This is a genomic window from Moorena sp. SIO3I8 (assembly GCF_010692325.1).
Classification (GTDB): Bacteria; Cyanobacteriota; Cyanobacteriia; order Cyanobacteriales; family Coleofasciculaceae; genus Moorena.
In genome coordinates, this window is record NZ_JAAHHW010000025.1 from 1 (window position 1) to 22,247 (window position 22,247).

Here is a 22,247-nt window from a genome sequence, read left to right on the forward strand (position 1 = left end):
TGAGATCAAAACGGATGACTGCTGAATCTATCGATAGCAAGAATAACAGCAAGATAACTAATCATCCAGATAGCCCTAATTACCAGAAATCGAAGCTATCACCAGAGATTACTCCTAACTATACCGAGAGCAGCAGCAACAAGATAAGTGCTCATCCCACTAGCCCTAATTACCAACAATCTTTGCGATCACAACGGATGACTGCTAACTCTACCGATAGTAGCAAGTTGAGCCAAATAACTAATAATATAAATAACAAGATAACTAGCGATCGCTACCAGCAATCATACATATCGGAAGGGATTAATCCTAACTATACCGATAGCAGCACTAACGATAAGATAACTAATAATCCAACTAGCTTACGCAAATCCCAATCCAAGATAGAGTCAGGGATTAATCCTAACTATACCGATAGCAGCACTAACGATAAGATAGCTCATCATCCAACTAGCTTACGCAAATCCCAATCCAAGATAGAGTCAGGGATTAATCCTAACTATACCGATAGCAGCACTAACGATAAGATAGCTCATCATCCAACTAGCTTACGCAAATCCCAATCCAAGATAGAGTCAGGGATTAATCCTAACTATACCGATAGCAGCACTAACGATAAGATAAGTAATGATCTAACTAGCGATAACTACCAGCAGTCATCGAGATTACCAGAGATTACTCCTAACTATACCGATAGCAGCACTAACAACAAAATAACTAATCAGACAGATAGCCCTAATTACCAACAATCCTTGATATCACCAAGGACTGAATCTATCGATAGCAGCACTAACAACAAAATAACTAATCAGACAGATAGCCCTAATTACCAACAATCCTTGATACCATCAGGGATTACTCCTAACTATACCGATAGCAGCACGTTGAGCAAGATAAGTGATAATCCAACTAGGGATAACTATTACCAATCATTGATAGCACCAGAGATTAATTCTAACTATACCGATAGCAGCACGTTGAGCAAGATAAGTGATAATCCAACTAGGGATAACTATCAGCAATCGAAACTACCATCAGGGATTAATCCTAACTCTACCGATAGCAATAGTAATAATAAGATAGGGCATCATCCAACTAGCCTTAATTACTCCCAATCATTGATACCACAAGGGATTGGGAGTAACTATACCGATAGCAGCAGTAACAATAAGATCACTAATCAGACAAATAGCGCTAATTACCAGCAATCATTGATACCACAAGGGATTAATCCTAACTATACCGATAGCAGCAGTAACAGCAATCAACCAAGACCGACTACAGCAGAATTCCCTTTGGTTCCACAGCAAAAGGCTCCCTATCTTCAACACTCCGATCAGGGTAAACTGAATCAAGGAAACCAACTAGCTGCTGAGGTTAATTCAAATCAATTTAATTCAGAAATAATAGAAGCATCAACAGTCAACAGTGAACATCCTCCAACCCCACCGCGAAAAGCATCATCCCAAAGCAAACCGACTATCCAAGTAACCATAGGTTCTATAGACGTACGGGCTAGTAAGCCACCAGCACCACCACGTCGTACTCGTTCTATAAATAGGGCTTCGAGCCTATCTCTCAAGGATTACCTGAAACACCGTAATGGAGGAAGGTGATGAGCAATGCTCTTGCGATCGCAGCAGTTACCAAAACCTTGCAAAAACTGATCAGGCAAGGCATCGAACAGGAAGACGCCGGTGCAGAGGTAAGCACTCAGCCCCTGGATAAAGCTGGAGGAAACGGCAATACTCAAAAAAAGATTAATATCTTTCTCTACCAAAGCTTAGCTAACGCGGCTTGGCGCAATTTAGATATGCCGAATCGGGTCAAGCCAGGGGAAACCAGTAAACCGCCCTTGGCCTTGAACCTCTATTACTTGATTACTGCTTATGGCAAGGATAACGATATCGAAGACCACCGCCTGTTAGGAATAGCAATGCGTATCCTACACGATAATGCCTTGCTCCATCCTAAGCAAATTGAAGGAGTATTGCCCGATAGTGACTTGCACAATCAAGTAGAACGGATTAGCATTACCCCGATCACCCTATCCCTAGAAGAAGTATCAAAACTGTGGGGTACCTTTCAAACTCAGTATCGGATTTCTGCGGCCTATCAGGTTTCCGTAGTATTAATTGAAAGCGCTCAGGCGGTGAAAGCTCCTCTGCCGGTCTTAAGCCGTGGCGAACCAAACCTAAACAACGGTCGTGATAGTGGCATTGCCATTCAACCTGACTTAACATCTTCCTTTCCTACCCTAGAAACCCTGCAAACTCCCAATCAACAGCCATCCCTTCGTTTGGGTGAGAACTTAACTCTGCGGGGTCATCACTTAGATAGTGAAGAGACTATAGTGGTAGAGTTTAGGCATCCCCGCCTCAGCCAGGCAATTCAACTGACACCGAAGCCAGGGGGAACAGCTACCACCCTGGAAGTTGAGCTTCCTGTTGATGGTAATCAATGGTTGGCTGGGTTTTATACAGTAACAGTTGGGGTTAAGCGCAATGGCAAGCAACAAGTGACTAATGCTCTGTCCTTTTCCCTAGCCCCTAAGATCGAGGAAATGACTATATCTACAGCTACCGGAAACCAACAGCAGTTGACTTTGACCTGTAATCCACCGGTATGGTTAGGGAAGCCAGACAATTCATCAGTGATCCTAGGACAACAGGTAGGGTTTTTGTTAAGCGATCGCGAATTGTTACCCTTGTCGGAATTTTTGCCATCAGTTACAACTACTTCTTCTGACCCATCACCAGACCAGAAGACCAATAGCCTCGTTTTTGATATCACCGGTATTGCTGCTGGGGATTACTGGGTGCGCCTGCGGGTGGATGGAGTTGACAGCTTACTGGTGAATCGAACAGTTACACCTCCTGTTTTTTACTCAACCGAGAAGCTAACGGTGAGTGGGTGATGGGGAGTGTGGGGAGATGGGGAGATGGGGTGATGGGGAGATGGGGTGATGGGGTGATGGGGAGCTAATCTTGTAGGGTGGGCAAATGGACATGATTCGTGATCAACTTGTCAAATGATCAGAATTTGCCCACCAAACCCTTCTCTAAATGCGATCGCGTAGCGTGACCGTAGGTCAATCGCGTAGCGTGACCGTAGGTCAATCGCGTAGCGTGACCGTAGGTCAATCGCGTAGCGTGACCGTAGGTCAATCGCTTTAGGTTTGACACTGGGAAAATTACTCATGCCAAGATACTTAATGGCTTCACAATTAAATCTTCTCGCTAGATTTGCTGATTATCAGCCCTTAAACTTTCAATATATAACTCAATAGCTTCTGTAATATTATCGATCGCCTCTTCAAAAGAATCCCCTTGAGAATGACAACCTTTTAGGATCGGACAAAAAGCGTGATAACCTCCCTCTGATTCTTTTTCTAGAAGAACTGTATAATTGTAAATTTGTTTAGTGTTGTTGTCCATAGGTTTTAAACTTATTTGTGATCTATAGCAAAGGGAGTAGGGAGTAGGGAGTAGGGAGTAGTGCGATCGCCGATCTTGTAGATTGGGTTGAGGGAATCTATAGTTTTGATAAAACTGATCGATTCTATGGGAGAGCAAAACCCAACACCATCCCCTTTTTTTCCAGTAAGTATTTGTTGGGATTCCTTGCCTCAACTGGGGAGCTAACACACCCTAATTTCATGATGGTGTGTTGTTGAGCTAAGATTAAAATACGCTCAGCTTTTATCAAAAGCTTATACTTTGCTCCCATTGATCATGCCGAAACTGGATATTATTCATAAGGCGGTGAAAAATGCACTGATTAAAGATGGATGGATAATCACTGACGATCCCTATATTATTGAATATAGAAAAACAAAACTCTATGCCGATCTAGGAGCTGAACGGCCCATTGCGGTTCAACGAAATGAACAAAAACTTGTGGTTGAAGTCAAAAGCTTTGTCGGTACATCAAAATTGCAAGATTTAAAAGAAGCTCTTGGTCAATATGATATCTATCGCTATCTTCTGGATGCAGCGCGGTCTTGGGGGTTTCCCCCATGAGCGACTGCATGATGAAACTGCACCTGAACGAAAACTTTATCTAGCTATTAGTAGCATTGCCTACAAAAACTTTTTTACTCAAGATGTAATTCAATTAATAGTCACTAGACATCAACTTCCCTTAATTATTGTAGATACTGAATTAGAAGAGGTAAGACAATGGATAAATTAGCCCAATACCCCAATATTATCAAACAACTATTAACTGACTATATCGAATTATGTCAAAAACGTTCTCAGGAGGCGATTGATAATTTTCTGATTGCGGATGAAGCAAATGGTCACTATATTTGGATGAATTTAGGATGGCAAAATGGAGAAAAAATTACCGGAATGACCGTATATGTTCGTCTTCGAGAAGGAAAATTTTGGATTGAGGAAGACTGGACAGAAGAAGGAATTGCTACCGACCTTGTCCGTGCTGGAGTTCCCAAAGAGGATATTGTCTTAGCGTTTCATGAGCCAAAAATGCGACAATACACAGATTTTGCTGTTGCTTAGGCGATCGCTAATCTTGTAGGGTGGGCAAATGGACATGATCACTGTTGAAATGGTCAAATTCTCATTATTTGCCCACCAAACACCTCTTACAGTGCGTACGCTGATCTTGTAGTCAGATAGGTGGACAAAATTTTAGTCTTTGATTATAAATTATTCCCAATTTGCCCACCCGACAAAAGCGAGCGCCACTCCTTAAGCTCTAATTTATCCAAAAAACGCCTCATACTTATCATGACTACCGATCCAAAACCATGTAACCTGATCCTTTTCCAAAATTCCAATAGCACGATAGTTTTTAGTAATTCTAACTGACCAAATATCCTCATCACGATTAATACATTTAAAATGTAGGGAAGGATGAAAAGGATTATTTGACCATAACTGATAAGCTTTTTTTGCTGCTTGACGGACTTCTAAAGGAAGATCATAATAGTTTGACCAAAAAGATGGTAAGGTAGCAGAATTCATAACTTATCATAATCCATTGCTTGCCCCTGTCCTTGAGCAATTTGTTGTTTCGCAAGTCTCGCTACTTCTACTAACTTAGTTTGTGTTTTCCGAAAAGATTCATCCCACTGTAATTCATCTTCAATATCAGCAATATATTCCCGTAAATGCTCAATAACTCGCTCCTGCTGTGCCTCAGGTAGAGATTCTATAATTTTAACAACGGTTGCTATATTTTCCCTTGACATTGTTGCTGTAAATAGTACGATTTAATGGGGATAATTGAATCATAACACCGATGGGGATATCTTGTAGGGTGGGCAAATGGACATGATCACTGTTGAAATTGTCAAATGTATAGAATTTGCCCACCCTACCCCTCAAGGTCTTGATCTTGTAGGGTGGGCAAATGGACATGATCACTGTTGAAATGGTCAAATTCTGATTATTTGCCCACCCTACCCCTCAAGGTCTTGATCTTGTAGGGTGGGCAAATGGAAATGATCACTGTTGAAATTGTCAAATGTATAGAATTTGCCCACCCTACCCCTGCTTTTTGATTGGGGGTTGGATTAAGTCGCCACTTGTCAGTTCTTATGATTTTGGCTGACGTTTTTACGCTTCCTAACAAACTCTATTACAGTTAATATTTTAGCAGACAAAAGATAATACGACAAGATAACAATAATGTCCCCGACTTCGATAACTAAATGGGTTGCTCCTTAACCCCCTCCATCCTAGAGAGGTGGGGGAATGCGTAGCTTGTTTGTTCAAACAAGGATAAGTTAAAGCATTCACTAAGATATTTCAGCGCAGGTCGGGGGTGATTGGCTTCTGCTTCTGCCATGGCAGCTTCCCCTTGCCTGATCGCTTCTGGGTCTACCGACTCATCTTGTGCTAATTCTTGAGCTAATTCTTGCAAACGCGATCGCTTTTAGCGGAAGCGAAGCTTCATCGCATCCAGAACATTGCAGCACTGAGATACCGTGAATTATTTTCCTGGCATTCACCCATGCTTAACCTATGCTCACCTTCACCAGAATACATTCCACACTATCCACAGCAGCTTCCACAGTCAAAACCAAAAAAAATAGCCGTGGAAAATACTTCCACGACTACAAAAGTAAACCAATTCAAGGCAATGACTACAAATGTAAACCAATTTAAGGCAATGTATCACCCACTGATTAATTCTATTTACGAGGAATTTAGGCTAAACCCCTCGGTGGCTCTTACCCCCCCCATAACAAGGAATAGTACACAACCAATAAACTAGTCTTAAACTAGTCTTAACTGTGGCACTAGGGGGAAGGCCCCCCAGCTAGGTTATGAGCTTAATCCAGAATCAGATTGCGCTGCAAAATACAAATGTATTCCCCAGGATTGTAAGTCCGTTGGAGTGGACTCCACTCGCTGACTGTGGCATAGCCCAGAGTCTGCAAATTCCTGATCGTAATGTAAATCGCCCGCTTAGAACCAGTCAAAGTATGTTTAATTGGTTCTTGGTAGGGAGAAAATCCATGGGAACCCGGGAGAATTAGTTCACTAGATTGATTCAAAAAAGGTGAAACAATAAAATTGGTGTACATCGCCTTAAAATTAGTCCGTTAGTGTTCATTAATCATTGAAACACTTAAATTTAAGTTATGCAAGTTATTTAAATTATTGTAATATTTATTAATCATTTAAGATTTGGTAAGACTAATAATTATAAAGTCTGGATTTGTAGGTAACAGGGAATCGGGAATCGGGAATCGGGAATCGGGAATCGGGAATCGGGAGTAGGTAATAAACGATATTGGATTTTTGTTGTCGAAAACAGTATTTTTTTAAAAATTAAGTGAAAAATTATAGCTCTATTTGACAGAGTTATTTAATAGAGTTAGGATAAGCTAGGATAGCAAAAGTGTTGAACGTCGGTTCAGGCAAGAAGCAAGTTTTGAGAATTGGGGCTAATTATTATAGCGGTTATCCTATAGCGTTTCTAATAGTAATTAAGTAAACAGGCTCTCCTACTTACTACTCCCTACTCCCTACTCCCTACTCCCTACTCCCTACTCCCTACTCCCTACTCCCTACTCCCTACTCCCTACTCCCTTTCCTTAATATGAACATTACTATTAAAATCCCAGAGCTAAGCTTAGAAGGAATTGACTTGAATAGACTAGATCGGGTACGCTTACAAACAGCGGTGGAAGCCGAATTATCCCGTTTGCTTAAGGTGAAGGGACTACCTCGAAATTGGCAAGATACTACCAATATTCCTACTGTACCAGTGAATTTAAACTTAACTAAAACCCACAATTCCACAGACATGGGTAAGGAAATTGCTCAGGCTATTTATAGAGGTATGGCGGAATGAAACATCTACGAGTAAGTCGAAGTTAGGTGCGCTCTTACCATTAAGAATTAAATTACCCACGGGTCGCACCTCTTGATGCAGCGCATTGCTATTCCCTATTCCCTATTCCCTATTCCCTATTCCCTATTCCCTGTTCCCTATTCCCTGTTCCCTCTTCTCTCTTCCCTGCTCCCTGCTCCCTGCTCCCTGCTCCCTTGCTATATTCACTTTAACCATTGACAATTAAGAATTAACAATTAACAATTGATGAGTTAGCTCAAGAATAAGTATTCAAACAGACTTGATATCAGCAGTTTATTAACCACAAGGATTTCATGGCTACATCTCCCCTTTCCCCTCGTTTGTTGAGAGGGGCAATAGTCGCTCTAGACCCTGCTAATCCCCTAGCTAGTGTGATTCTTTTTCAGTACAATCCCGAGACGATGACGCGATCGCTTACGCCCCGGACAGCAGGAGCGGATTTGTCTGCACAGGGTAAATCTGACCTAGACCCGACTGAAGCGAAACGAATCAGTGGTCCTCCGAAAGAGAGCATTAGTCTAAAAATGGCCATCGATGCCACTGACCGGTTAGAGCAGGCGGATACCATGGCGGTTACCTTGGGCATTCATCCCCAAATCGCAACTCTGGAAATGCTAATGTATCCCAAAACCTTGTCAGTCTTGACCAATAGCGCTATGTCGAAAGCGGGAACTATGGAAATTGTGGCGATGGAAGCTCCTCTAACTCTATTTATCTGGGGGGGTAATCGGATTCTACCGGTTCGGGTAGATCGTATGGATATTGAAGAACTGGCTTACGATGTTAATCTTAACCCGATTCGGGCTGATGTTGACCTTACTCTAGAAGTCCTCAGCTACAAGGATCTGAAGCTGGCTAGCCTCGGTGGTGCTCTATTTATGGCTCACCAAGTTAGCAAAGAACTGATGGCAACTATGGAAAGTCTTAAGAATGTCAGCAGTATTGCTAAGGGAGTGGCAGGAAGTATTCCATTGCTTTGAGACTATCGAAATTCATCGACTGTGGGAGATGTGGGGAGATCAGGAGTCAGATTTTTTATTAATTTAGTAGAGTTTAAAATACTTCATAGTTTATTGACACTCCGGCAAGTTAGGAGTAACCTACTAAAGGGAAAACCAATCCACCTCTAGTTAACAGTGGCTCCCAGGTCAGCTGAGACTTTTCCCCTGTAGAAGGCTAAAGCAATTAGCCAATTGGAGCCAAGTCACTGAATCACTTAGTAGGATTACTTTTGTCCGAATACCGGTTAAATCAGTCTCGATTAATAGACTGATAAACAAACCTAAGTACTGTCGAATACAACTGACAATTACGGAAAAGGAAAGACAAATGAAACGTATTATGCAAGCCATGTTGGCAATAGTGTTTGCCCTGGTCGCGGTCTTGAGTTTACAAGTTGGTCATGCTTATGCTCAAGATGTCTCCCCTCAAGAGGTAGAGGTTGTTTATGAATACGGTTGGTTTACCGTAAAAGCTGAAGACTCTAAGGAAATAAATGTTATTCAAGATCGCCCACTTGATTTCGATCTCGTAGACAAAGGTGATGAGGGATCAACCGTTTTTGTTTTTCATGGCTGCGGTGCTTATAAATTAGAACCTAGAGATTATATCTATCCAACCTGTGAGCATCCATCTTCAAAGGTCATTTTTGCCAACGGTGGCCCTGATGATGTAGACATTAAGATTTTCCCACAGTAATAGTTAGTCGGAATGGGAGCAGGTCACTTATGCAGAGCATTTTTAGTAAAGCTATAGCCCCCTCATTGGTTTTAGCTTGCTCTGATAGTATAGAGTTTATATGTTGTTCTGCAACTTTGACCTGCTCCCGGCAATTTATGCTGCCTGTTTTGGGAGCAGGTCAAATTGGCAGAACAAATGAACTACTTGACAAAAAGACTGGGTAATGTAAACAACTGTATTTTTTTTCAATCCATGTCTTGATGCAAAGCGCGAGTGGGGGAAACCCCCGCATGAAGGCGCTGCATCGCTAGAGAAATGCTAAGCTATTATGCATTTAAATTGGAAGTTTTGAAGCTATGTTCCAAGCCACTAGCCGTTACTACAATCTAGAAACAGCCACCTTCACCAGCTCAGATAATCGAGTAATTTCCTACAAGCGTCGGCGCTTTCTACCTCAGGGGGAAACCTTGTCCTTACTTGTAGAAGTCACGGTTACAGAAGGCGATCGCTTAGATCTGATTACTGACAGCAATCTCGGTGATCCAGAACAGTTTTGGCAAGTGTGCGATGCCAACAATACCATGAATCCCTTTGACCTCACCGCAGAACCAGGCAAAGTCTTAAGAGTTCCCCAGCCGCAGTTGTAGAAAATACCGACAGAGAGGGAAGTGTGGGGAGATGGGGAGATGGGGAGATGGGGAGATGGGGAGATGGGGAGATGGGGAGATGGGGGGATGGGGGGATGGGGAGATGGGGAGATGGGGAGATGGGGAGACCGCACTGGCTCCCTTTGACCGCGCTGCATACCTACTCCCTACTCCCTACTCCCTACTCCCTGTTCCCTGTTCCCTGTTCCCTGTTCCCTGTTCCCTGTTCCCGACTCCCGACTCCCGACTCCCGACTCCCGACTCCCGACTCCCTATTCCCTATTCCCTATTCCCGACTCCCGACTCCCGACTCCCGACTCCCGACTCCCTAAAACCAAAGACGAAAGTACCTCACCCAGTTTACAATGGTAAAATTAGGCATTCAACTCACGGTACTAATTGGTTCAACAGTGCCCAAGCCAGCGTCTTCGGTGCTAATCGAATCCCTAGCTAACGTTGAAGTTACCCATTCTGCCCAAGAGCGTTCTGGCTTTCAACTGCGCTTTCGAGCTGGTCGCAGTGCCAGTTTGGTAGAGCGGGATTATCCTGTGCTAAAAAGTGGAGAGCTCAAACCCTTCAACCGAGTAATTCTGGTGGTCATCTTCAACGGTAAGCCTCAGGTGTTGATGGATGGCGTGATTACTCACCAGCAGCTCTTGCCCAGTAATAATCCTGGGGAATCTAGCATCGTGGTGACTGGGGAAGATGTCAGCGTGATGATGGACTTAGAAGAAAAGATTGTTGAGCACCCAGCCCAGAACGAAACGATAATTGCTAATAAAATTATCGCTAGCTATGCCAAATATGGTCTTATCCCCCAAGTCATTCCGCCACTGACCGACAAACCTCCCTTACCGACGGAGCGCATCCCTGTTCAGCATGGCACTGACTTGGACTACCTTCTGAAAATGGCAAGGCGTCATGGTTATGTTTTCTACATTACTCCAGGACCAGCACCTGGAACTAACACGGCCTATTGGGGACCCCCGAAACGCTTGGGATTACCCCAGTCTGCCCTTTCGGTGAATATGGGCTCGAATACTAATGTGGAATCGATCAGTTTCGAGTACAATGCCCTTGCCGCTACTACGGTGTCTGGACAAGTGCAAGACCGGGATACCAACAAAGTCAAATCCCTAGACATTTCCTCTAGTAAGCTTTTCCCCCTAGCCCAAACCTCAGCCTTGAAACAGTCTCAAGTTCGGACAGTGGTTCCCAAACCCATCCAGGGGTTGAGTGAATCTCAAGCTAAGGCGTTTGCTCAAGGGATAACCGATACATCCTTAGATGACGTAGTGGTAGCGGAAGGAACCTTAAATGCTCTAGAGTACAACGGTATCCTCCAAGCTGGTGCTCTTGTGGGTGTGCGAGGGGTAGGCAACCAGTATGATGGGTTTTATTATGTTAAAAGTGTGACTCATCAGCTCCAAACGGGACAATATAAGCAGCAATTCGTACTCACCCGTGAAGGATTGGGTTCGACAACGTTAGCAGTAAGACCATGAAAGAATTTTTTGGCAAGTATCGTGGCACAGTGACTGGGAATAAAGACCTGATGTACCTTGGTCGGATACAGGTGAGTGTACCAGCAGTATTAGGGGACGGTCGCCAAAGCTGGGCAATGCCCTGTGTTCCCTATGCTGGAGCTGATGTCGGCTTTTTTGCGATTCCGCCAGTGGGAGCAAATGTCTGGGTGGAATTTGAAGGAGGCGATCCCGATTACCCGATTTGGACTGGTTGCTTCTGGGGCAAAGGTGAGCTACCGGCAAATGCGAAAGTGCTTGACCCAGAGAAAGTGCAAGTCTTTAAAACTGATGGAATTACCTTCACTCTCAGTAATTTTGGGACTACCAAAGGGTTGACCATTGAAGTGGCTAAACCAGTAGTATCTAACCCCCTGACTTTAGTGTTTGATGATAACGGAATTGAAATTAATAACAATAGCAAAACCATCGCGAAGTTAACAGCAGAAACTATAGAGTTAAGCAATGATGCGTCTACGGTTACCCTGGCTGTTGATAATATTCAAATCAAAGAAGATGCGGTTGAAATTAAGCTAACTAAAGACAGTATTGATTTAAAAAATAGCTCCTCTACTGGTAAGTTAGCAAAAGATAGTATTCAATTAAGTAAAAGTCCAGCAGTGATAAAACTATCCTCATCAGGGGTAGAGATTAATAACTCTCCAGCAGCGGCCAAACTATCCTCATCAGGAATCGAACTTAGTAACTCTCCAGCAACAGTAAAGCTAGCTCCTTCGGGAATTGAACTGAGTAATGGTGCTGCTAATGTTAAACTTTCACCTGCTAGCGTGAATATTAATAATGGCGCGTTGGAGGTAATTTAATGCCAGGTTTTGTGTTATCGCTTGCTAACAAAATCTTGTGTGCTCATGGCGGACAAGTCCAACCGATGGTTCCCAATCCCCGGGTCAAAATAATGGGTCAACCAGTGCTTACCCAAGCTCCCACCTATGTGGTGGCTGGTTGTGCCAATCCTCCTCCACCGGCCAATGTTGGTCCTTGCTTGATTGCATCCTGGATTACTGGTTCAGTGCGAGTCAAGGTGATGGGAATGCCAGTGCTGTTGCAAGATTCTCAGGCAACTTGTGTACCTACGGGTACTCCAGTTACTGTTATCCCGATGCCAGGTCGGGTTAAGGGAATGTGATCTGTCTTTGTTTGGTTGTTCGCGAAGCGTGGCCAATAGGCCAAAGTTGTTTGGTTGTTCGCGAAGCGTGGCCAATAGGCCAAGGTGGTTTGGTTAAAGGTGGTTTGGTTGAAGGTTGTGTGGTTGAAGGTTGTGTGGTTGAAGGTTGTGTGGTTGAAGGTTGTTTGGTTGAGGGTAAACCCTACCTCAATCAATCCTCTTGCTATTAGGCACTAATCGATTGGCTTTTGGGCCACGCTACGCGAATGGTCACGCTTCGCGATGAAGCGAACGCGCCCCGCGTGGCCAAAGGCCTCAGCTTCCGCTAAAAGCGATCGCATCGAATTTATTATCGCAGTCATCAATAACTATACCGATACTGTCCTACAGCAGTTAACTAATAAGAGCCAATTGGAATGGCGTAAGCATCGAACTAATCCCAGTAATAAATAACTATTCCGATACTGTCCTAGAAAAATTGACTACTAATAGAAGAGTGCAATTGGCTACCCATCGCACTAATCGAAGTCATCAACAACTATTTCGATACTGTCTTAGAGCAGTTGACTACTAATAGAATAGTATTGCCATTGACCTTGGCCTTTGGGCCACGCTACGGGAACGCATCCTGAAGGGGCGACAATTCGCCTGCAAGCTTTGTGTGGTAAGGGTTCTAGTTGGTAATATCATGTCCGGAAATTTAGTGATAAGCAACCATCTCCGATTAAACCTTACTCACCCATATACAAACGCTATAGCATTGCCTATTTCTCTAATAATTTTGCATAATAGGGAGCCAAGAAACCTCGATACTTCTCCAAAATCTGATCGGATAAAAATTTACCACCATTAATAGAGCCTCTACAGATATTGCTTTGACAATTACAATTAGGCACAGCAATTGAAATCCATTCAGACATACAATAATCAAAAGTCACTTCTTCTCCTTGGATAATCTCTTTCATTGCCACTAGACTGTATCCATTGAACTCATTCAATTTAATTCCACAATTAGGATCACAGGAATGATTTACAAGCTCAAAAGGCTCATCCATTCTCACATGAGTATTTATGTCCATTTGCAAAGTCTGCCAAGTCCTTTCTGGCGACTTTGCAACTGGCTTACCTACTAAAACAATTTCCCCTACATCGAATTTTTTATCTGCGAAAACCCCTTTTCCTTTATTGTGAGTCTTTACAACACTTACATGGGAGAAATAATTGATCATATTAATCAATTTTATGGTAAACTATCATCACCAATACTTTATCACAGTTCATGTCCGGACTATTGCCCATAATTGCAATTCTGTAAAAGCCATCGTTTCCTGAGGGGGTGAAAATTCTCCTGCAAGCGTGTAGTAAGGGTTTCAGTTGGGTTACCTTTGAGAAGATGTCCCCAGGGATGGCCATCCCAATTAAACTTGACCAACGAAAAAATTAGGTTTCAAGACTTTGCGTACGCAAATAGAGGCGTTAATTAACCTGTCAATTAACCCAATCTTTTTTGGAATAGCATGGCTCAAAAGCTTACCCCAACCCGTTTTTAACCTGCTTGTTACCCCCTCACCATCATATCATACTCAGGACTTACGCAAGCACGCTATATATAGCGTGCTTGCGTAAGTCCTGAGGGAGTAGGGAGTAGGGAGTAGGGAATCGGGAGTAGGGAATATGGCATCAAAAATTATCACAATTGATTTAGGTACCCTGTAGAACACAATTCAAGCCCCAAATAGCAGCAAAGTAGTCGATAAATTATTAAGATTTGTGAATGCGATCGCTTCAATAGTTTTCCAGAAAACTCCCAAAATCCTTGATTTTCCCTAGAGAGCCCTGGAGCAGTAACAAAACCCAACCAAACCCTTGCCAGAGTTGGGTTTCACTATGTTCAACCCAACTCAACCCAACCTGGGAAGCCAGATCAACTCACTTAGGGAGCAGGCTATAGTGAATGAGTTGTGGTCAGAGCTATCTATGTAGCAATGGAGATAGGCTATCCTTTCCAAATCGATGGGCGGAGGCGGACAGCAGAGGCTACCTCTGAAGAACACATCCCTCAGCTGATGGAACAATTACTGTTTACGTCCCCAGGAGAACGGGTCAACCGTCCTACCTTGGGCTGCAGTCTGATGCAGCTGGTCTTTGCTCCGAATAGTGAGGAACTGAGTACTGCGGTTCAGTTTCTGGTTCAAGGGTCGTTGCAGCAGTGGTTAGGGGAGTTAATTCAAGTTGAGAGGGTGCAAGTGGAAAGTGAAGATACTAAATTGCGAGTCACAGTGCAGTATGTGATTCGGCGTAATCAACAGCGTCAGGTAACTGAGTTTGAGCGAGGTTTGTGATATGACAGACTTGGTAACAGCTGAACACATGTTCCGACACCAACGCCGGATCGCTCTTAGTCGTCAAACTAAACAGATCGGGCTGGATTACATTCAGGTGGAATCACAACAGACACCGAATGAACCGAATAAGTGGGCGCTAAAGCTTCATTTTGTACCAGCTTCCACACAAGCAACCCAGGACGTGCTCTCAAACCTGACCTCTAGAAATATTCGCATCACTAGAGGTACGGCGGTTACAACTACTGATGTTAGGCTCCTGGAAATCCAACCACCTAGTGGGAATGTGCTGACGCTGTTGGTGGAATACAAAGCTCCTACTAAGTCCCAGGTTAGTGATTTATCTACCTATACGCTACAACTGGTTAATATTAGCAACCTCGATCCGTTTTTTGAGCGGGTCAATTTTTCCTTCAAACGTCCAGACCAAGTTACCTTTGACCCCCAGCCAGTATCCTCAAGTGATATAGAAACCCTGTCGGTACCGGAGATAGATTACTTAGCTAAAGACTATAGCAGCTTTCGGCAATTAATGCTTAACCGCTTGTCGGAAGTGATGCCTCAATGGCTAGAGCGCAATCCTGCGGATTTAGGGATTGCGCTGGTGGAAGTATTGGCCTACTCTGCTGACTACCTCAGTTACTATCAGGATGCTGTAGCTACTGAAGCCTACCTTGGTACAGCTCGCCGCCGCACGTCTGTACGCCGCCACGGCAGGCTGGTAGATTACGTGTTGCACGAGGGCTGCAATGCTAGAGTCTGGGTGCAGGTAGCAGTAAATGTTAATGAGGGGCTGCTAGAAAACGGAACTCTTGGAGACATTGGAACTCTTCTAGAACAAGGAACTCTTCTACTAACCCATGTTTCTGGTCAAGGGTCGGTAATCGATCCTAATTCTTCTGCTAAGAGTGAGGTCTTGGCTCAAGGGGCAAAAACCTTTCAAACCTTACATTCCCAGGAACTATTTGCTGCCCACAATGAGATTAAATTTTATACCTGGGGAGCAAGGGAATGGTTTCTGTCGAAGCAAGAGACAAAAGCAACATTAATGGGACATCTGACCTTGAAACCAGGGGATGTGTTGATCTTTGAAGAGGTAAGAGACCCAAACACTGGCTTAACGGCTGGGGCTAACCCCCAAAACCGTCATCCAGTACGCTTAACTAAGGTAACTCCCACAGAAGACCCCCTTGGTGGTCAATTTCATCATCCCCCAACTGATCAGCCAGTAGATATTACTGAGATTGAATGGCACCCCCAGGATGCTCTGCCTTACCAACTATGGCTAGCAACTCTGAGTAGCACTGGCCCAATCACAGATATCACGGTGGCTCGAGGAAATATTGTTTTGGCTGACCATGGGGAGCCTTATCCTAAAGAGGGGACAGAGATACTGCCCACTATCCCAACCATTGGTCGTTATCGTCCCAAGTTGTCTCGCACTGGTCTCACCCACAGTGTGCCTTACAACCACCAGCAAGCCATTATCGAAGCGGTGGCAACAACGGTTGTTCAAGACCCCCGTTCGGCAGTGCCTCAGATCAGTTTACAATCGGATACTGGTGAAACCTGGTTGGTACACCGTGACCTATTGAATAGTGACCGATTTGCGGCGGATTTTGTGGTGGAAATGGAGAGTGATGGCAGTGCCTATCTGCGCTTTGGTGATAGTGTTCAAGGCAAGCAACCTAGTCCAGATTCCCAGCTGATGACCAGCTACCGGATTGGTAATGGTTTGGTGGGTAATGTGGGACTTGATGCGATCGCTCATCTGGAACCAGTCACTAGTGATGCCTATGGTGAATTGGTTAAACAGGTAATTGGAGTACGGAATCCCATCGCAGCTCAAGGGGGAATTGACCCGGAACCGATTGAGCAAGCACGGTTATACGCTCCCCAAGCCTTCCGAACCCCTGAACGCTGCGTGACCGAATCCGACTACGCCACTACCATCCAGCGTCATCCAGAAGTCCAAAAAGCAGCAGCTCAGTTGCGTTGGACAGGGAGTTGGTATAGCGTATTTATTGTTGTGGATCGGTATAGTGGTAGACCGATTGATGCCCAATTTAGGGAAGAGCTACTGGCTTTTATGGCTCCCTATCGCTTAATGGGTCATGATATCGAAATCCAGGCTCCCTATTTTGTTAATCTCGATATTGCTTTGACAGTACATGTCTTGCCTAACTATTTCCAGAGCAGTGTGAAGCGATCGCTTATGGAAACCTTCAGCAACACAGACTTAGCGGTCGGTCAACGGGGTTTCTTCCATCCTGACAATTTTACCTTCGGTCAACCGGTCTATCTTAGCCAAATTGTTAACCAAGCCATGGAAGTGCCTGGGGTTGACTGGGTTGAACCAACCCGCTTCCGTGAGTGGGGACAACCCGATCGAGGAGAATTGGCAGCAGGTCAAATCTTGATTGAGCCATTAGCTGTTGCTCGTTTGGATAATAACCCTGATACTCCTGAAAATGGCAGAAGTCAGTTTTATTTACAAGGCGGTTTGTGATTAGAGGGAGTAGGGAGTAGGGAGTAGGGAGTAGGGAATAGGGAGTAGGGAATATGGCATCAAAAATTATCACAATTGATTTAGGATACCTAAAGTAGGAAGTAGGAATTTAAACCTGTTAATTTTCCTTAATTAATTAACAGGTTTGGTGTTTAAATTTATCCTATTCTCTAGCTAGATTATCCTTGAAAATTGCAACTAGATAGCGATTAGCATCCTGTAAATAATGATAAGTAAAAACAAGGATATGCTAACCAAAATTAGGGGTTGTTTAGAGATAGCAATTTGGCGATAATTTGATTAGTAACATTGCACAAAAAAGATACAATCTACTGCTTTATTGGCAATAATCAATAACTCAGTTTGAATCCCAACTGCCCAATTCCCTATTCCCTATTCCCTACTCCCTACTCCCTACTCCCTATTCCCTATTCCCTATTCCCTGTTCCCTATTCCCTTCCGTATAAATATGACATCCCACTACAATTCCCCTGGCCTAACCACATTAGCCTATCGAGTTAGCACCCATGGCACCAGTTTCCAACGGATGCTAGCCGGTCTGCGTACTCAAACGGCTTCCCCAAATGACTCAGACCAAGGTAACCGACCTCTGGCTACTCTCAATACTAGCCACCGAGATGACCCTGCGATCGCATTTCTGGATAGCTTAGCTACTGTTGTTGATGTACTTAGCTTCTACCAAGAACGGATTGCTAATGAAGGGTATCTCAACACAGCCACTGAACGGCTGTCGGTTCTGGAATTAACTCGCACTATCGGCTACGAGCTCAATCCTGGTGTTGCGGCTAGTACTTTCCTAGCTTTCACCGTTGACGATACCCCTGGTACGACTAGTGTTGCTACAGTTCCCAAAGGAACCAAAGTTCAAAGTGTTCCAGGACAAGGGGAACTACCTCAGACCTTTGAAACGATTGAGGAGATTGAAGCCAGAGCACAATGGAATGCCCTGACACCTTATCGACCTTTGGTCAAACAAACCCAGTCAATTAGTGGTAACACTACCGAACTATTCCTAGAAGGCATCAATACCCAACTCCAACCTGGTAATTTACTGATACTGATCGACCCGTCTGCAGCAGCATCCAATCAAAGTCATTTTCTGACCTTACAAACCGTTGAACCCAATACTCAAGACGGTTACACCAAAGTTACTTGGTCCCCAGCACCAGACCAACCCAGCATCGAATCCCCCCAAGTCTTTGCCTTTCGACAGCAAATTAACCTATTTGGTAGCAATGCTCCCGATTGGAAAGAGTTACCAGATGATACCAAGCGTAAGTATAGTGCGATCGCAGGTGGTATTTTTTACTCTACCGATCGCGGAAACAATTGGAATTCCGTGTCTACAGGTCTATTGAAAAATGCTGATATCCGAGCTTTGGCTACCTGGCAAGATGTGGTTTTTGCTGGCACTCACAAGGGTATTTTTTACTCTACCGATGGTGGTCAGGAATGGATTCCCATTAACCAAGGCTTGACTAATACAGATATTCATGCCCTGACGATTAACTCTCAAGGCCATCTGTTTGCTGGAGCCACTGGTGGTAATGTGTTTCGCTCCACTGATGGCGGGGAAAGCTGGGTAACCATTGGCACTGGGTCTCTGACTATTGTTGAACATCGCATTCCCGCCACAGCAGAGGGTTCGGAAAGTTGGACTCCTGTGAATACCAGCTTGCCCAATACGGTTGTGCGATCGCTATTTACTTACTCTTCCTATTACTCTTCCTCTTCCGAATCGTCTTTCTCTGAACAAACTATCCTGGCCGGAACTGAAGATGGAGTCTTTCGCTCTAGAGATGGCGGCAAAAGCTGGATACCGGTGAATACCGGTTTGCCAAATACGGATACCAATACTGGCTTAACTAGTACTGTTGTCTATTCCCTAACCACTGCCGTAATCAATAATGTAAATTACCTGTTTGCTGGCACAGACCAGGGCGTGTTTCGCTCCACTAATAATGGGGATAGCTGGGAAGTAGTGAATACAAACTTGCCTACTCTCACAATAACCACAGGGGAAAGAACAACAGAAGTTATTAATACAGTAGTCTATTCCTTGGTTACCTATGAGCGCGATGGCACCACTTACCTATTTGCTGGCACAAACCAAGGGGTGTTTCGCTTCAATAATGATCGGAATAACTGGCAATCCGTTAATACAGGTTTGCCTACTAAAACAGTAGGGGAAATAGAAGTAATCGATACCATAATCTATTCCCTAGTTGCTGATACTAGTAATAATCCCCACTATCTGTTTGCAGCCACAAACAGGGGTGTATTTCGCTACGAGGAACCCCAAATTCCTGAGAATAACTGGATGCTGATCAATTCGGGCTTCACCAGTAATGATATTCGGTGTATGGTACCCTATCAAAACAACACTATTATAGCTGGCTCCAAATTTACTGGCTTAGTGGCAACAGAATGGCCTGGTTTTACCATTCAAAACAACCATATTGATCTTGATTCTACTTACTCCAATATATTAGTAAGCAGTTGGATAGTGCTGATGCACTCCAGCCGCAAACAACTATACAAAATTAATCAGATAACTACTGTAGCACGGGATGATTTCCTACAGAGTGGAAAAATCACTCGCCTTGAGTTGGATTCAAATCAGCATCTGGCCGAATTTGGTTCAGAGCGCTTCCGTGAAACAGTGGTTTTCGCTCAAAGTGAACAGTTAGCCCTGTTTGAGCCAGCAATTCAAGAAAATCTTCCCCTTGAAGGTGATCAAATTGAGTTGGAGCAATTGATAGAAGGGCTAGAGACCGGAAAAACACTTGTTGTCAGTGGTAAGAAGGATCCAAGTCAAATTACTCAAACCACTACGGTCGATGAGGAAACTATTAATGAGGTAGTTGTGATTAAATCTATCTCTAGCTCTATCTCTAGCAACCAACAACGCTCTACTCTCACCCTGACTCAGTCACTCCAAAACCGTTACGACCGCACCACAGTAACCATTAATGCTAATGTTGCTCAGGCTACTCATGGTGAAACAGTGGTGGATGAAGTGCTTGGTAGTGGTGATGGTACCTTAGGAAATCAGAAGTTTGTACTCCAGAAGCCTCCTTTAACCTACATTTCTGCTAGTAGCTCTAGCGGTAGTGAAACCACTTTGGAGGTAAGGGTCAATAATATAGTGTGGGAAGAAGTGCGATCGCTTTATGGTTTAGATGACCGCCGCCAAGCCTACATTGTCCGTATTGATGATAATGGCAACACTAACATTACCTTTGGGGATGGACAAAGCGGTGCTCGTCTACCCACAGGAGATGAAAATATTACCGCCACCTATCGCAGTGGTATCGGCTTGGATGGGGAAGTAGGGGCTGGTAGTCTTACTGTTCTGCAAACCAGACCCTTGGGAATTGTAGATGTTACTAATCCCCTAACCGCCATCGGAGCAGCTTCTCCAGAAACCCGTGACCAAGCTCGGTCTCAAGCTCCTGTCAATATTTTGCCGATGGAGCGCATTGTCTCAGTGCAAGATTTTGAGACATTTACCCGTAGCTTTGCTGGTATTGGTAAAGCCAAGGTAGCTACTTTAGAGATTGGGCAAAACTTACCCTTGATTCACCTTACCATTGCAGACCGTAATGGCAATCAAGTCAGCCCTGATTCTATATTATATACTAATCTGGTCAATGGAATTAATGCTGCTCGTGACCCATCTCAGCAGCGCCGTCTGGCGGTAGCATCTAAGGTTGAAATTGATAGTTATGAAGCCCTTTACTTTAATCTTCAAGCCGGGATATGGGTGGATTCTCGTTATCGCAGCGATCTGGTTTTATCTGAGGTTAAAACACTATTAGTGTCTGCTTTTGCCTTTGAACAGCGTACCTTTGGTCAAGGGGTAACAGCCGCAGAAGTAACAGCATTAATTCAGGCCGTTGATGGCGTACAAGCGGTTAATTTAGAGGCGCTATATTTAACTGGAACGACTCAGGAGCTGAAGTCATCCTTAGAAGCGCGTTTAGCTATTTGGAATAGTGAGACTAAACAGGCTCTACCGGCTCAGTTGTTATTGCTTAATTCTCAGACAGATGGGGTTAGTTTACATTTGGTTTAAAGGGAGCAGGGAGTAGGGAGTAGGGAATAGGGAATAGGGAACAGGGAACAGGGAAAAAATTCGGCGTTGCTTAATAATGGAATGATTTTAAGCGTTTTGTGGAACGGGCATCTTGCCCGTTTCCTGCCATAGCCCATAAGCTGATAGCTGAATGCTTAGATTACAGCCCAAAATCCTCTGGATTTATCCCTTCAGCGTGAGTGCTTAAAACTATAGGTCAATAGTATGGGACTCAGAGCTATTGAGAGAGTTAAAGGAGTTAACCACACCACAGTGATAACTGGGATTAAAAAAGTGGGATAATTATTGCCAGATGCCTAGGAACCACAAGGAATTCCCGAGGTATAGCAGAAGTCAGAAGTCAGAAGTCAGAAGTCAGAAGTCAAACTCTTGCGCTTACTTAGGTTTGAGACTTTTGTCATGTCCTAACTGCCCTGGCGACTGCTATAGGAGAACTCGATCAATTAGAAACATTTGTCAAGTAAAAAAAAAACAAATCTGGCTATGGACAGCGGTAGAGCACTTTCAAAAAGGTATTTTGGGATGGGTTTTGGGAGATCATAGTCCGATATATTGCTCATTCATTATCTAAAATTATGGGATGTTATAGTTCCTTATGCTTAGGAATATTCTGTACGTAAGCGTAAGCATTTATTTGGAATAATACTTCAATTCAGCAACGCAAAAAAAAGACCCATGATCGGGTCTAGAAACAATATAGTTAGAAGCCCATCAGACTATTGAGCTTCCCTAAAATATTTGTGAATAACTTATAGTGTTAGTTTTTCCCCATAAATGAAGAGCAACTACTAAATAGATGAACCTGACAATCACAAATTAGAATAATATTGAATCGCGAAAGAGATCAGGATTATCGATTTGACTAGCCTGAACTCCAACGACAACCGCTAGAAGGTCACCGTTACCAATTATTTCAGTTCCTTGGTTAGTATCAGAAAATTCCAAGC

Annotated in this window: 29 protein-coding genes and 1 pseudogene; 22 read left to right on the plus strand and 8 right to left on the minus strand. The window is 43.9% G+C overall.

What is annotated here, in order from left to right:
* From F6K51_RS12315 to F6K51_RS38405, 3 genes are all read left to right on the plus strand, one after another.
* On the plus strand, positions 1-1,616 hold a 1,616-nt coding region (locus F6K51_RS12315), incomplete at its 5' end, for a hypothetical protein (RefSeq protein WP_293020700.1).
* Entirely contained in the window at positions 1,616-2,917 is a 1,302-nt protein-coding gene (locus F6K51_RS12320) for a Pvc16 family protein (protein ID WP_293020702.1), read from the plus strand. The genes F6K51_RS12315 and F6K51_RS12320, both read left to right, overlap by 1 nt.
* Before the next feature lie 148 nt (positions 2,918-3,065).
* Positions 3,066-3,176: a hypothetical protein gene (locus F6K51_RS38405; RefSeq protein ID WP_365939949.1), complete on the plus strand. Its 111-nt coding sequence runs from the start codon at positions 3,066-3,068 to the stop codon at positions 3,174-3,176.
* 63 nt (positions 3,177-3,239) lie between these two features.
* On the opposite strand, the gene F6K51_RS12330 is transcribed toward F6K51_RS38405, so the two are convergent.
* Positions 3,240-3,575 carry a type II toxin-antitoxin system HicB family antitoxin gene (locus tag F6K51_RS12330; RefSeq protein WP_293020705.1) on the minus strand — a complete coding sequence of 112 codons (336 nt, stop codon included), beginning with the start codon at positions 3,573-3,575 and terminating at the stop codon, positions 3,240-3,242.
* A gap of 159 nt (positions 3,576-3,734) precedes the next feature.
* On the opposite strand from F6K51_RS12330, the gene F6K51_RS12335 reads away from it, so the two are divergent.
* Genes F6K51_RS12335 through F6K51_RS12345 form a run of 3 tightly spaced genes read left to right on the plus strand, consistent with a single transcriptional unit; the run spans position 3,735 to position 4,523 of the window.
* On the plus strand, positions 3,735-4,022 hold the full coding sequence (locus F6K51_RS12335; RefSeq protein WP_293020707.1) for an element excision factor XisH family protein: 288 nt from the start codon (positions 3,735-3,737) through the stop codon (positions 4,020-4,022).
* Positions 3,991-4,194, plus strand: coding sequence for an element excision factor XisH family protein (locus tag F6K51_RS12340; RefSeq protein ID WP_293020709.1), 204 nt, complete (start codon positions 3,991-3,993; stop codon positions 4,192-4,194). Before F6K51_RS12335 ends, F6K51_RS12340 begins: the two co-directional genes overlap by 32 nt.
* Positions 4,182-4,523: a XisI protein gene (locus F6K51_RS12345; RefSeq protein WP_293020711.1), complete on the plus strand. Its 342-nt coding sequence runs from the start codon at positions 4,182-4,184 to the stop codon at positions 4,521-4,523. The genes F6K51_RS12340 and F6K51_RS12345 overlap by 13 nt, the downstream gene beginning before the upstream one ends.
* Before the next feature lie 204 nt (positions 4,524-4,727).
* Here the strand turns inward: F6K51_RS12345 and F6K51_RS12350 are convergent, their stop codons facing one another.
* The 5 genes from F6K51_RS12350 to F6K51_RS12370 form a co-directional block, all read right to left on the minus strand.
* Positions 4,728-4,991, minus strand: coding sequence for a hypothetical protein (locus tag F6K51_RS12350; RefSeq protein WP_293020713.1), 264 nt, complete (start codon positions 4,989-4,991; stop codon positions 4,728-4,730).
* A complete protein-coding gene (locus F6K51_RS12355) occupies positions 4,988-5,218 on the minus strand; it encodes a hypothetical protein (RefSeq protein WP_293020714.1) in 231 nt (76 codons plus the stop codon). Before F6K51_RS12355 ends, F6K51_RS12350 begins: the two co-directional genes overlap by 4 nt.
* On the minus strand, positions 5,187-5,387 hold the full coding sequence (locus F6K51_RS12360; RefSeq protein WP_293020716.1) for a hypothetical protein: 201 nt from the start codon (positions 5,385-5,387) through the stop codon (positions 5,187-5,189). The genes F6K51_RS12355 and F6K51_RS12360 overlap by 32 nt, the downstream gene beginning before the upstream one ends.
* A gap of 289 nt (positions 5,388-5,676) precedes the next feature.
* Positions 5,677-5,892 carry a hypothetical protein gene (locus F6K51_RS12365; protein ID WP_293020717.1) on the minus strand — a complete coding sequence of 72 codons (216 nt, stop codon included), beginning with the start codon at positions 5,890-5,892 and terminating at the stop codon, positions 5,677-5,679.
* Positions 5,893-6,304: 412 nt separating this feature from the next.
* On the minus strand, positions 6,305-6,529 hold the full coding sequence (locus F6K51_RS12370) for a hypothetical protein (protein WP_293020718.1): 225 nt from the start codon (positions 6,527-6,529) through the stop codon (positions 6,305-6,307).
* A gap of 548 nt (positions 6,530-7,077) precedes the next feature.
* Here F6K51_RS12370 and F6K51_RS12375 point away from each other — a divergent pair.
* The 11 genes from F6K51_RS12375 to F6K51_RS12425 all read left to right on the plus strand — a co-directional run bounded on the left by F6K51_RS12375 (position 7,078) and on the right by F6K51_RS12425 (position 12,782).
* Positions 7,078-7,332, plus strand: coding sequence for a hypothetical protein (locus F6K51_RS12375; RefSeq protein WP_293020719.1), 255 nt, complete (start codon positions 7,078-7,080; stop codon positions 7,330-7,332).
* A 72-nt stretch (positions 7,333-7,404) separates the two neighbouring features.
* On the plus strand, positions 7,405-7,551 hold the full coding sequence (locus F6K51_RS12380) for a hypothetical protein (protein WP_293020812.1): 147 nt from the start codon (positions 7,405-7,407) through the stop codon (positions 7,549-7,551).
* Between the two features lie 95 nt (positions 7,552-7,646).
* Positions 7,647-8,333, plus strand: a complete 687-nt coding sequence (locus tag F6K51_RS12385) for a hypothetical protein (protein ID WP_293020720.1) — start codon at positions 7,647-7,649, stop codon at positions 8,331-8,333.
* Positions 8,334-8,682: 349 nt separating this feature from the next.
* Positions 8,683-9,051 carry a hypothetical protein gene (locus F6K51_RS12390; RefSeq protein WP_293020721.1) on the plus strand — a complete coding sequence of 123 codons (369 nt, stop codon included), beginning with the start codon at positions 8,683-8,685 and terminating at the stop codon, positions 9,049-9,051.
* A gap of 338 nt (positions 9,052-9,389) precedes the next feature.
* On the plus strand, positions 9,390-9,680 hold the full coding sequence (locus tag F6K51_RS12395) for a hypothetical protein (protein WP_293020722.1): 291 nt from the start codon (positions 9,390-9,392) through the stop codon (positions 9,678-9,680).
* A 103-nt stretch (positions 9,681-9,783) separates the two neighbouring features.
* Positions 9,784-10,134, plus strand: coding sequence for a hypothetical protein (locus F6K51_RS12400; protein ID WP_293020723.1), 351 nt, complete (start codon positions 9,784-9,786; stop codon positions 10,132-10,134).
* Positions 10,091-11,185, plus strand: a complete 1,095-nt coding sequence (locus tag F6K51_RS12405; protein ID WP_293020725.1) for a hypothetical protein — start codon at positions 10,091-10,093, stop codon at positions 11,183-11,185. Before F6K51_RS12400 ends, F6K51_RS12405 begins: the two co-directional genes overlap by 44 nt.
* Positions 11,182-12,027, plus strand: a complete 846-nt coding sequence (locus F6K51_RS12410) for a phage baseplate assembly protein V (RefSeq protein ID WP_293020726.1) — start codon at positions 11,182-11,184, stop codon at positions 12,025-12,027. The genes F6K51_RS12405 and F6K51_RS12410 overlap by 4 nt, the downstream gene beginning before the upstream one ends.
* On the plus strand, positions 12,027-12,350 hold the full coding sequence (locus tag F6K51_RS12415; RefSeq protein WP_293020727.1) for a hypothetical protein: 324 nt from the start codon (positions 12,027-12,029) through the stop codon (positions 12,348-12,350). Before F6K51_RS12410 ends, F6K51_RS12415 begins: the two co-directional genes overlap by 1 nt.
* A 50-nt stretch (positions 12,351-12,400) precedes the next feature.
* Positions 12,401-12,559, plus strand: coding sequence for a hypothetical protein (locus F6K51_RS12420; RefSeq protein ID WP_293020729.1), 159 nt, complete (start codon positions 12,401-12,403; stop codon positions 12,557-12,559).
* 52 nt (positions 12,560-12,611) lie between these two features.
* Positions 12,612-12,782 carry a hypothetical protein gene (locus F6K51_RS12425; RefSeq protein WP_293020731.1) on the plus strand — a complete coding sequence of 57 codons (171 nt, stop codon included), beginning with the start codon at positions 12,612-12,614 and terminating at the stop codon, positions 12,780-12,782.
* A 311-nt stretch (positions 12,783-13,093) separates the two neighbouring features.
* Here F6K51_RS12425 and F6K51_RS12430 read toward each other — a convergent pair whose 3' ends face one another.
* Complete coding sequence (locus F6K51_RS12430) at positions 13,094-13,558, minus strand: SET domain-containing methyltransferase (protein WP_293020733.1); 465 nt, start codon at positions 13,556-13,558, stop codon at positions 13,094-13,096.
* Positions 13,559-14,290: 732 nt separating this feature from the next.
* Here F6K51_RS12430 and F6K51_RS12435 point away from each other — a divergent pair.
* The 4 genes from F6K51_RS12435 to F6K51_RS12450 all read left to right on the plus strand — a co-directional run bounded on the left by F6K51_RS12435 (position 14,291) and on the right by F6K51_RS12450 (position 21,279).
* Positions 14,291-14,671 (plus strand): GPW/gp25 family protein, encoded by a 381-nt coding sequence (locus F6K51_RS12435; protein ID WP_293020735.1) that lies wholly within the window; start codon positions 14,291-14,293, stop codon positions 14,669-14,671.
* A gap of 1 nt (position 14,672) precedes the next feature.
* On the plus strand, positions 14,673-17,180 hold the full coding sequence (locus tag F6K51_RS12440; RefSeq protein ID WP_293020736.1) for a putative baseplate assembly protein: 2,508 nt from the start codon (positions 14,673-14,675) through the stop codon (positions 17,178-17,180).
* Between the two features lie 363 nt (positions 17,181-17,543).
* Entirely contained in the window at positions 17,544-17,702 is a 159-nt protein-coding gene (locus F6K51_RS12445) for a hypothetical protein (protein WP_293020737.1), read from the plus strand.
* Complete coding sequence (locus F6K51_RS12450) at positions 17,650-21,279, plus strand: putative baseplate assembly protein (RefSeq protein ID WP_293020738.1); 3,630 nt, start codon at positions 17,650-17,652, stop codon at positions 21,277-21,279. Before F6K51_RS12445 ends, F6K51_RS12450 begins: the two co-directional genes overlap by 53 nt.
* Here the strand turns inward: F6K51_RS12450 and F6K51_RS12455 are convergent.
* Positions 21,276-21,416: a hypothetical protein gene (locus tag F6K51_RS12455; RefSeq protein WP_293020739.1), complete on the minus strand. Its 141-nt coding sequence runs from the start codon at positions 21,414-21,416 to the stop codon at positions 21,276-21,278. The genes F6K51_RS12450 and F6K51_RS12455 overlap by 4 nt on opposite strands.
* A 309-nt stretch (positions 21,417-21,725) precedes the next feature.
* Here F6K51_RS12455 and F6K51_RS12460 point away from each other — a divergent pair.
* Positions 21,726-21,850: pseudogene (locus F6K51_RS12460) on the plus strand (IS1 family transposase); the annotation flags it as partial.
* Positions 21,851-22,247 lie beyond the last annotated feature (397 nt).